This window comes from Providencia rettgeri (genome assembly GCF_001874625.1).
In the GTDB taxonomy this organism is placed as follows: domain Bacteria; phylum Pseudomonadota; class Gammaproteobacteria; order Enterobacterales; family Enterobacteriaceae; genus Providencia; species Providencia huashanensis.
In genome coordinates this window covers 4,769,889-4,780,676 of record NZ_CP017671.1, presented here as the reverse complement: position 1 = coordinate 4,780,676, position 10,788 = coordinate 4,769,889, and the positions used below count along the sequence as shown (strand labels likewise).

Below are 10,788 nucleotides of genomic sequence, written 5' to 3'. Positions count from 1 at the left end.
GTTGGACTCCCCTAAACAAGGTCAATGGAACAAGAATTACGGATTCAAACAAAGAATTTTCTCAGGATTACTTTTTATTAATGGCCCAAAGAGGTTTTAGATTAATTTTTACTTACCGCATATTGCTGATCAGTGGATCAGAAATAGACCCGAGATCATACCGCAAAATTAGCCAGAGATCTTCATTCTTTTACACAGTTTTTATGCTTTTTATCCACAGGTAAATGTGATAAGGCATCTCTTATGATAAAGAAACAGACAGGATGATCGTCATTACCCGCTATTTTTCCACATGGCTGGGGATAACTTTAGACGATTTCTCGAAAATATTCTGCTTGATCAAAAAATATTTTCAGATCACTTCAAGATCCTTGCGCTTTGGGGCGGAGTCCGTATAATCTTCCTCCCTGTGTACAGTACTGATGTGATTTTTACACAAAACTGAGGTAAACTTGCTGGGTACCGCTACTCTATTTTAACGCTGACGTTAAAGAGAGAGGGGTTAAAAGCAGGTGGTCAGCCAGTATGAAAGTAAAATAATCAGTTGGCTGTCACAACATATGTCGGCAAACCTGTCAGCCAGGCTATAAATAAAAGTGGTTTGATTGCGTCATTTCATTGACGTGACCCCCTATGTTTTATTACAATCCTGCCTCTTTCTATATTGTTGCGATAGAGGCACAGGTGTAAATCAGTTTTCACTGGTTGCCAACGCGTTTACTGAATCAGTAATAAATTTTAAAGTTAGGTAGAAATCGTTATGAAACGCACTTTTCAACCGTCCGTACTGAAGCGCAACCGTTCACACGGTTTCCGTGCTCGTATGGCTACAAAAAATGGTCGTCAAGTTCTGGCTCGCCGTCGTGCGAAAGGCCGCTCTAGTCTGACCGTTTCATCTAAGTAATAAAGCTAGCCCTCTATTCCAGTGGTTACGCTCGCTTTTACCCGGGAGTTACGTTTGTTAACTCCCAGGCATTTCGATAATGTCTTTAAGCAGCCGCAGAGGGCGAGTTCCCCAGAGATAACTATCCTTGGTCGCCTAAACGAGCTGGGGCATCCCCGCATCGGTCTTACCATCGCCAAAAAAAATGTTAAACGAGCTCATGAGCGAAATCGTATCAAACGGTTAGCCCGTGAATACTTTCGTTTGCATCAACATGAGTTGCCTTCAATGGATTTTGTGGTATTGGTAAGGAAAGGGGTCGCTAATCTCGACAATCAACAGATTACGGAATCGTTGGATAAGTTATGGCGTCGTCACTGTCGCTTGGCTCAAAATTCCTGATCATGCTGATCAGAGGCTACCAACTGGTGATTAGCCCGTTGTTAGGGCCTCGTTGTCGCTTCAATCCCACATGTTCAAATTACGGAATTGAGGCATTGCGCAGGTTTGGTATGCTAAAAGGGAGTTGGTTAACGGCGAAACGCATATTAAAATGCCACCCTTTACACGCTGGTGGAGATGATCCTGTCCCACCTAGAAAAACTGATGATAATAGAGAATTATAACGATGGATTCGCAACGCAATCTTCTACTCATCGCTTTGTTGTTCGTGTCGTTCTTAGTTTGGCAGGCCTGGGAGAGCGATAAAGTTGCTCAGGAAGTTAAAACTGTTCAAACTACGCAACAAGCGGATATGCCAAGCAGTGATGCTCAAGCCGTAACTGGCAGCGGGCAAGGTAAGCTCATCACAGTCAAAACAGATGTATTGGATATTCGTATCAATACTCGTGGTGGTGATATCGATGAGGCTGACCTGTTAGCCTATCCTGCGACCCTTCATTCGGAAGACCCTTTCCGTTTACTGGAAACTAACCCAGGCTTTGTCTACCAGGCACAAAGTGGTTTGATTGGCCTTCATGGCCCAGACAACCCCGCAAATAATAATGGCGAACGTCCACTTTACTCTACAGACTCTGCAACTTTCGTTTTAGAGAACGGTCAGGATGTGTTACGTGTTCCAATGACATTTACAGATAGCAACGGTGTTGTTTATCAGAAAACGTATATTGTGAAACGTGGCCAATACACTGTTGAAGTTGAATACAGTATTCAAAACCCGACAGCTCAACCTTTAAGTCTCGCTTTCTTCGGTCAGTTGAAACAAACTATCGAGTTACCAAAAGAGCGTGATACAGGTAGCAGTAATTTTGCTTTGCATACTTACCGTGGTGCAGCTTACTCTTCAGATGAAAACAACTATAAAAAATATAGCTTTGGTGACATCGAAGATAAAAGCCTTGATTTGACCACTAAAGGTGGCTGGGTCGCGATGTTGCAACAATATTTTGCAACCGCATGGATCCCTGCAAGTTCTGAAAAGAGCACCTTCTATACCATCGACCTTGATAAAAAATCTGCCATTATTGGTTATAAGAGTGAACCAATGACCATTGCTGCAAATGGTGCAGGTACTTATTCATCAACGTTATGGGTTGGTCCAGAAATTCAATCTGAAATGGCGGCAGTTGCTCCTCATTTAGATTTGACCGTAGATTACGGTTGGTTATGGTTTATCTCTCAGCCTCTGTTCAAACTGTTGAAATTTATTCACGGTTTCGTGGGTAACTGGGGTATTGCCATCATTGTTATTACCTTTATCGTCCGTGGTATTATGTACCCACTGACTAAAGCGCAATATACCTCAATGGCGAAAATGCGTTTACTGCAACCAAAATTGGCTGCGATGCGTGAGCGTATTGGTGATGACAAACAGCGTATGAGCCAAGAAATGATGGCGATGTATAAAGCAGAAAAAGTAAACCCACTGGGTGGATGTTTACCTCTGCTGATCCAAATGCCAATATTCCTTGCACTTTATTATATGTTGATGGGTTCTGTTGAACTGCGTCACGCCCCATTCTTTGGTTGGATCCAAGACTTGTCTGCGCAAGACCCGTATTACATCCTGCCAGTATTGATGGGTGTGACGATGTTTGTTATCCAGAAAATGTCACCGACCGCTGTGACTGACCCAATGCAGCAGAAGATCATGACGTACATGCCTGTCGTGTTTACTATTTTCTTCCTGTGGTTCCCATCAGGTCTGGTTCTGTATTATATCGTGAGTAACTTAGTCACTATTATCCAGCAACAAGTGATTTACCGTGGTCTGGAAAAACGTGGTCTACACAGTCGCGATAAAAAAGAGAAAAAATAATTTCGCTTCTCAGTAAACTGAGAATGGCTTCACAAAGCGAGATTCTATAGTAGTATTAAGGCGACCAATTATGGTCGCCTTAATTATTTTCAAAAAACAGTTTTCAAGTCAAAGACAGAGAAACCTCATGCAAATCAACGATACTATCGTCGCACAGGCAACACCTCCCGGTCGTGGTGGTGTCGGTATTTTACGTATATCTGGCCCAAAAGCTGCATTAGTGGCTGAAACCGTGTTGGGTAAACTCCCTAAGCCACGTTATGCGGATTATCTCCCTTTTCGTGATGTAGAAGGTTCTGTCCTTGACCAAGGTATTGCGCTTTACTTCCCTGGGCCAAATTCCTTTACAGGGGAAGATGTCCTTGAACTACAAGGACACGGTGGTCCGGTCATTCTTGATTTATTGCTAAGAAGAATACTCACTATTGATGGTATTCGTATAGCAAATCCGGGTGAGTTTTCTGAGCGTGCATTTTTGAATGATAAGCTTGATTTAGCCCAAGCTGAGGCGATTGCCGATTTAATCGATGCGAGTTCAGAGCAAGCGGCGCGTTCTGCAATGAACTCCTTACAGGGGGCTTTTTCTTCCCATATTCACCAATTAGTGGAAGCACTCACTCACTTGCGCATCTATGTGGAAGCAGCGATTGATTTTCCCGATGAAGAAATTGATTTTCTATCTGATGGTAAAATTGAAGCCAAGCTTAATGAAGTGGTTGCCGATTTAGAACAGGTTCGCTCCCAAGCTCGCCAAGGTAGTTTGTTGCGAGAAGGGATGAAAGTGGTGATTGCTGGGCGTCCAAACGCCGGTAAATCTAGCTTACTGAATGCGTTAGCAGGGCGAGAGGCAGCGATTGTCACGGATATAGCGGGTACAACCCGTGATGTGTTGCGTGAACATATACATATTGATGGAATGCCATTACATATCATTGATACAGCAGGCCTACGGGAAGCCAGTGATGAAGTTGAGCGTATAGGTATCGAGCGTGCATGGAAGGAGATTGAACAGGCTGACCATGTGCTGTTTATGGTGGATAGCACCACGACTGATGCCACTGAGCCACAAGAGATTTGGCCCGAATTTATGGCACGCCTACCCGATGAGCTACCCGTAACTGTGATCCGTAATAAAGCAGACATGACCGGGGAGCCGGTTGAGTTTATTGATAACACTCGTTACCCATTAATCCGTTTATCTGCTCGTGAAGAAAATGGTATTGATTTATTGCGGGATCATCTAAAAGAAGCGGTTGGCTTTAATAGTAATACAGAGGGTGGTTTCTTGGCACGTAGCCGCCATTTACAAGCATTGAATGCGGCCGCAGTTCACCTAGAACAGGGCTATGACCAGTTAGTGAATGCCCGCTCCGGTGAGCTTTTGGCTGAAGAGTTGCGTCTAGCCCAATTAGAACTCAGCGAAATCACGGGGGAGTTTACTTCTGATGATTTATTAGGCCGTATTTTCTCAAGTTTTTGTATTGGGAAGTAATACGGTATCGTATTAACCTACACGGCGTTGTGTAGGTTTCCTTTCTTTTTTGTCGTCTTAATCCAATATTAAGCATTTAGTGTTTTTATTTTTCTAAAATGGTCGATTAAACCAACTAACAGATAAAAGCATGGATAAGTTATTGCAAGTTAACACTCAAAGTTACGCTCAACGCCCTGACTTAATAGAAGAGTGCGAGTTATTTCTTGATAAGTTATGGCCTCAGTTTATGAGCCAATCATCGGTATGTGATGAATATTGGAACAGGCTTGATGAAGAGCCCAATTCTTATTTTCAATTTATTGCCACTGTAAATGAGAACGAAGAGGAGCGGGTCATTGGTATTATTCGCTCTGTGCCTTTTTTATGGCCTTATGGTGATTTTAGCAAATTAGCGGAAATGGGCTGGGATGCGATTTTTAACTTCGCGATGGAAAATCAACAAGGCGGAGAGCCTTATATTTCGGCACTTTCTGTGACGGTTGACCCGCAATATCGTGGGTGTCAAATCCCTGCTTTATTGATTAATGCATTAAAACACGCAGCAAAAGAATATGCGGCAAAAGCGGTGATTGTGCCTGTTCGCCCAACATTAAAACATTGTTATCCATTACAGGATTTTGAGGCGTATTGCGGCTGGCAAAATGAGCGCGGAGAGCCTTTTGACCCGTGGATCAGAACGCATTGGCGGTTGGGTGCCACGGTACTACAGCCCGTTCATCGTTCAATGGTCATTATAGGCTCAATTGCTGATTGGCAATCATGGACAGGTATGTATTTCCCGCAATCAGGGCAATATATTGTACCCAACGCTTTGGTGCCAGTTACTGTTGATATTCAGCGCCAACAAGTTGAATATATTGAGCCTAATTTGTGGATGCTGCACTCGCTTTAAGGCTCAGTATTGTGTCTATCTTTGAATGATACTTATCGATATATTTCTACACTCTATAGCGTGTTATTTATATTTTACCTGTTATAGCGTGTAAAATGATGTTTACCGGTTGTAGCAGGTAAATATCATTAGTGCCAAACAAGGTAGGTGTTAAAATGAAAGTGACCAATACCCGACAACTTAGTGCTTACATGAAAGATGTCAGAGAGACGAAAAAATTATCTCAAAGTAAAGTCGCAAGTAAAGTGGGTATTCGGCAAGATACCGTCTCCAGTTTTGAACTCTCTCCTGACTCTACCAAATTAGAAACCTTCTTTAAGATTTTATCTGCCCTAAATTTAGAACTCGATATTAAACCGCGAAATGAAAGTGGCTCATCAAACTCAAACTCAAATTCAAACTCTAGATGGAAGGAGGAGTGGTGATGGCGATTTTGCATGTATATATGAATGGTTATTGGGTAGGTGACTTTATTCGCTCAAGTACTGGGGCTCATCAGTTTAAATGATGTGCCCCATAGTTTTATTTTAAATGTAGGTGAAATAAAGGCGTTAGCGGTTGAACGTTTTGAGCGTAAATATTCTTCTGATTCCTCGTGGATTATGCGTTTACCACAAGAAGATTTTTGTCAAACATTGAATATTTCACCGGCAAGAAAATATCAAAATCATGGTGGACCGGGTATTTCTGAAATTATGAATTACTTATTAGGTTCAATAAATGCAGAGAAAGATAGATATCAGTTTATGAAGAGCCAGGTTTTGTTTTGGTTACTTGCAGCGACGGATGGCCATGCTAAAAATTTTTCATTATTTATTGAACCTGAAGGCCGTTATCAGTTAACACCTTTTTACGATATTTTGTCCATGTATCCTAGTTATGGGGGGAGGGGAATTAACCCTAGAGATGCCAAATTGGCTATGGGGCTGAAGGGAACAAGGGAGATGAAATACAATATAGAGCAAATTTTTCCAAGGCATTTTTTTGCAACGGCCAAGGAGGTTGGTTTTGACCGCACTGAAATGGAAAAAATCTTAATTGAGTTTGATGAGCAAATGGAAAGTGTTATTACAAAGGTTAGGGAACAGCTTCCAACCAATTTCCCTAAGCACATTGCAGACTCAATTTTATCAGGGTTACATCATAAAGCCGCACGATTAAAAAAAGGTTGGGATTAATCCTTTACCCGACTCGGATGGGTAAACACGGTGGCTTTCCCCTGACGGCAAAAACCGACTAAGGTTAAATTGGCTTTTTCCGCCACTTCGATAGCGAGTGCCGTGGCAGCAGAAACGGCAAATAAAATTTCTGCACCGCAACTGGCGGCTTTTTGTACCATTTCATAACTTGCGCGGCTAGAAACCAATACAGCACCTTGTTGCCATTGGTTACGATGCTTCATTCCGAGTAGTTTATCAAGTGCGACATGGCGACCGACATCTTCGCATCCCCCCACTAATAAACCTTCTGGTGATATCCATGCGGCGGCGTGGGTACAGCCCGTTAGGGCACCTATTTCTTGTACCTTTTTCAATTCATGTAGCGCGTTATCTAAGTAAGACAAGGAAAATGTTTGTGTAAAGGGTAGGGGAGCGATGGGTTTAAAAATTTCATCGAGTTGTTCGGTACCACAAATACCACAGCCTGTACGCCCTGCTAAATTACGGCGGCGTTCTTTTAGCTCCATAAATCGGCGGCTAGATAATTCAACCTGTACTTCAATTCCTCGGTTACAGCCTTCAACGATATCAATTCCACGTATTTCATCACCTGACTGTATTATCCCTTCTGAAAGTGCAAATCCGACGGCAAAATCCGCTAAATCTTTTGGCGTTGCCATCATAACAACATGTGATATGCCATTGAACACTAGAGCGACAGGATATTCTTCTGCAACATAATCATTAACGGGTGAGTTAAGGTTGCCTTTTTGTTGCACACTTGTGTGATTTAAGCCAATCATTTTAGTTAATTTGGAGTCATTTGTAGTATTTGTTTCATACATTAGATGAATTCCTAGCATTAATGATACATAATATTAATTATGGGTAAAAAGAATTTACACCATTTGCCAGGCAATGTACCTGGATACGATAGGGAAGACGTTGAATAAGAACAGTTTACCTGATTATCGCGATTGGCGTTAGGTAAACATGAGCAATGTATAATGAGGAGATCCCCATGCAAGTCAGCAGAAGGCAGTTCTTTAAGATCTGCGCTGGCGGTATGGCAGGTACGACGGCAGCAGCATTAGGGTTTGCACCCGCCACTGCGTTAGCGTCAACGCGCCAGTATAAATTACTGCGTGCGAAGGAAACCAGAAATACCTGTACCTACTGTTCTGTCGGCTGTGGGCTGTTAATGTACAGCCTTGGTGATGGCGCGAAAAATGCGAAAGAAAGCATTTTCCATATTGAAGGGGACCCGGATCATCCGGTAAACCGTGGTGCACTTTGTCCTAAAGGTGCTGGACTTATCGATTTTATCCACAGTGAAAGCCGCCTTAAGTACCCTGAAGTGCGTGAGCCAGGGACAAATGAGTGGAAACGTATCACTTGGAATGAAGCCTTTGATCGTATCGCTAAGTTAATGAAAGAAGACCGCGATGCGAACTTTATTGAAAAAAATAAAGAGGGTGTCACTGTTAACCGTTGGCTAACCACCGGTATGCTATGTGCATCCGCAGGAAGCAATGAAAGCGGCTTTGTAACCCAAAAATTTACCCGCGCTCTCGGCATGCTTGCCGTAGATAACCAAGCGCGTGTCTGACACGGACCAACGGTAGCAAGTCTTGCTCCAACATTTGGTCGCGGTGCGATGACCAACCACTGGGTTGACATTAAAAATGCAAACCTAGTTGTCGTTATGGGTGGTAATGCGGCAGAAGCGCATCCAGTCGGTTTCCGCTGGGCGATGGAAGCTAAAATCCATAATAAAGCCAAACTAATCGTTATTGACCCTCGCTTTACCCGTACTGCGGCAGTGGCGGATTTTTACACGCCTATTCGCTCAGGTACTGATATTGCGTTCTTGTCTGGTGTTATCAAATACTTATTGGATAATGAAAAAATTCAGCGTGAATACGTGGAAGCGTATACCAACGCCAGTTTAGTTATTCGTGAAGATTATGGTTTTGATGACGGCCTGTTTACAGGTTATGACGAAGAAAAACGTCAATACGACAAAACCACGTGGAACTATGAGATGGATGAAAACGGCCTTGCGCTGCGCGATCCGACTCTGAAACACCCACGTTGTGTGCTAAATCTATTAAAAGAGCACGTCAGCCGTTATACACCTGAAGTGGTGAATAACATCTGTGGTACGCCAATTAAAGACTTCTTGCAAGTCTGTGAATACCTTGCAGAAACGAGTGCTAAAGATAAAACCGCTTCGTTCTTGTACGCATTAGGTTGGACACAACATACTGTTGGTGCCCAAAACATTCGTACTATGGCGATGATCCAGTTACTTCTGGGTAATATGGGGATGCTAGGCGGTGGTGTAAACGCACTGCGCGGGCACTCCAATATCCAAGGGTTAACTGACTTAGGCTTGCTATCTCAAAGCTTGCCGGGTTATTTGACCTTACCATCCGAAAAACAAACGACATTAGACAGTTATTTAACTGCCAATACACCGAAAGCGACGGTTGCAGGCCAAGTTAACTATTGGAGCAACTATCCGAAATTTTTCGTCAGTATGATGAAAACTTTTTATGGTGATAAAGCGCAGAAAGAAAATGACTGGGGCTTTGATTTATTACCGAAATGGGATCAAGGCTACGATGTGTTGCGTTATTTCGAAATGATGGATAAGGGGGAAGTTAACGGTTATATCTGCCAAGGCTTTAACCCGGTTGCTTCATTCCCGAATAAAAACAAAGTCATTAAATCACTTTCTAAGTTGAAGTATTTAATTACCGTTGACCCGCTGAATACGGAAACATCCAATTTCTGGCAAAACCACGGCGAAATGAACGATGTGAAACCGGAAGAAATCCAAACTACGGTATTCCGTCTACCTTCTTGTTGTTTTGCTGAAGAAAATGGCTCGATTGTTAACTCAGCTCGTTGGTTACAATGGCACTGGAAAGGTGCGGATGCTCCGGGCGAAGCCATTAGTGATGGTGAAATTCTTTCGGGGATTTTCCATCGCATGCGTCAGTTATATGCTGCCGAAGGTGGTGCTGTGCCAGAGCAGGTTCTGAGTATGACTTGGAACTACTTTGACCGTGATAATCCAACTCCGGAAGAAGTCGCTCAAGAAAACAATGGCTATGCTTTAGTTGACTTGAAAGATGCAGATGGCAACGTGATTGTTAAAAAAGGCGAATTACTTAGCTCCTTTGCTCAATTACGTGATGACGGTACGACATCAAGTGGTTGCTGGATCTTTACGGGTAGCTGGACACCAAAAGGTAACCAGATGGCTAACCGTGATAACTCTGACCCAACAGGTCTGGGTAACACATTAGGTTGGGCATGGGCATGGCCTTTGAACCGTCGCGTGATTTATAACCGCGCATCAGCTGACCCAATGGGTAAACCGTGGGACCCAAAACGTCAGATTCTCGAGTGGGATGGCAGCAAATGGACAGGAATGGATATTCCTGACTATAGCAATGCTGCTCCGGGTAGTGGTGTTGGTCCGTTTATCATGCAACCGGAAGGTATGGGGCGTTTATTCGCACTGGATAAAATGGCGGAAGGCCCATTCCCAGAGCATTACGAGCCTATCGAGACCCCGCTTGATACTAACCCATTGCATCCAAATGTGGTGTCTAACCCTGCGGCTCGTGTCTTTAAAGATGACTGGGCTCAAATGGGTAAAGCGACTGAATTCCCTTATGTGGGAACCACTTATCGCTTAACGGAACACTTCCACTATTGGACAAAACATGCTCTGTTAAATGCCATTATTCAGCCGCAACAATTCATCGAGATTGGTGAACGTTTAGCGAATGAAAAAGGTATCAAGCAAGGCGATACGGTGAAAGTTAGCTCTAAACGTGGTTACATCAAAGCGAAAGCAGTCGTTACCAAACGTATTCATACCCTGAAAGTGGCTGGAAAAGATATCGATACTATCGGTATTCCAATTCACTGGGGATTTGAAGGTTTGGCAGTGAAAGGCTTTATCGCTAATACGTTAACGCCGTTTGTGGGTGATGCGAATACTCAGACACCGGAATTTAAATCATTCCTTGTCAATGTGGAAAAGGTGTAAGGAGATAAATT

The 10,788-nt window shown here is 43.2% G+C and carries 11 protein-coding genes; 10 read left to right on the top strand and 1 reads right to left on the bottom strand.

Features of this window, described 5'->3' with window-relative positions; translation table 11 throughout:
* Positions 1-512 precede the first annotated feature (512 nt).
* From RB151_RS24650 to RB151_RS22230, 9 genes are all read left to right on the top strand, one after another.
* Complete coding sequence (locus tag RB151_RS24650; RefSeq protein ID WP_367575689.1) at positions 513-590, top strand: hypothetical protein; 78 nt, start codon at positions 513-515, stop codon at positions 588-590.
* Between the two features lie 170 nt (positions 591-760).
* Entirely contained in the window at positions 761-904 is a 144-nt protein-coding gene (rpmH, locus tag RB151_RS22265) for a 50S ribosomal protein L34 (protein ID WP_042846776.1), read from the top strand.
* A gap of 21 nt (positions 905-925) precedes the next feature.
* Positions 926-1,285, top strand: coding sequence for a ribonuclease P protein component (gene rnpA, locus RB151_RS22260; protein WP_071548803.1), 360 nt, complete (start codon positions 926-928; stop codon positions 1,283-1,285).
* Positions 1,249-1,509, top strand: coding sequence for a membrane protein insertion efficiency factor YidD (yidD, locus tag RB151_RS22255; RefSeq protein WP_071548802.1), 261 nt, complete (start codon positions 1,249-1,251; stop codon positions 1,507-1,509). The genes rnpA and yidD overlap by 37 nt, the downstream gene beginning before the upstream one ends.
* A gap of 2 nt (positions 1,510-1,511) precedes the next feature.
* Positions 1,512-3,161, top strand: a complete 1,650-nt coding sequence (yidC, locus tag RB151_RS22250; RefSeq protein WP_042846774.1) for a membrane protein insertase YidC — start codon at positions 1,512-1,514, stop codon at positions 3,159-3,161.
* Between the two features lie 127 nt (positions 3,162-3,288).
* On the top strand, positions 3,289-4,653 hold the full coding sequence (gene mnmE / locus RB151_RS22245; protein ID WP_042846829.1) for a tRNA uridine-5-carboxymethylaminomethyl(34) synthesis GTPase MnmE: 1,365 nt from the start codon (positions 3,289-3,291) through the stop codon (positions 4,651-4,653).
* 130 nt (positions 4,654-4,783) lie between these two features.
* Complete coding sequence (locus RB151_RS22240) at positions 4,784-5,548, top strand: hypothetical protein (RefSeq protein ID WP_042846773.1); 765 nt, start codon at positions 4,784-4,786, stop codon at positions 5,546-5,548.
* Between the two features lie 155 nt (positions 5,549-5,703).
* On the top strand, positions 5,704-5,973 hold the full coding sequence (locus RB151_RS22235; RefSeq protein WP_071548801.1) for a helix-turn-helix domain-containing protein: 270 nt from the start codon (positions 5,704-5,706) through the stop codon (positions 5,971-5,973).
* Positions 5,974-6,012: 39 nt separating this feature from the next.
* Positions 6,013-6,726: a HipA domain-containing protein gene (locus RB151_RS22230; protein ID WP_225833099.1), complete on the top strand. Its 714-nt coding sequence runs from the start codon at positions 6,013-6,015 to the stop codon at positions 6,724-6,726.
* On the opposite strand, the gene fdhD is transcribed toward RB151_RS22230, so the two are convergent.
* A complete protein-coding gene (fdhD, locus tag RB151_RS22225; RefSeq protein WP_042846771.1) occupies positions 6,723-7,553 on the bottom strand; it encodes a formate dehydrogenase accessory sulfurtransferase FdhD in 831 nt (276 codons plus the stop codon). The genes RB151_RS22230 and fdhD overlap by 4 nt on opposite strands.
* 176 nt (positions 7,554-7,729) lie before the next feature.
* Between fdhD and fdnG the strand changes: the two genes are divergently transcribed.
* On the top strand, positions 7,730-10,777 hold the full coding sequence (gene fdnG / locus RB151_RS22215; protein WP_080750904.1) for a formate dehydrogenase-N subunit alpha: 3,048 nt from the start codon (positions 7,730-7,732) through the stop codon (positions 10,775-10,777).
* Positions 10,778-10,788: the final 11 nt, after the last annotated feature.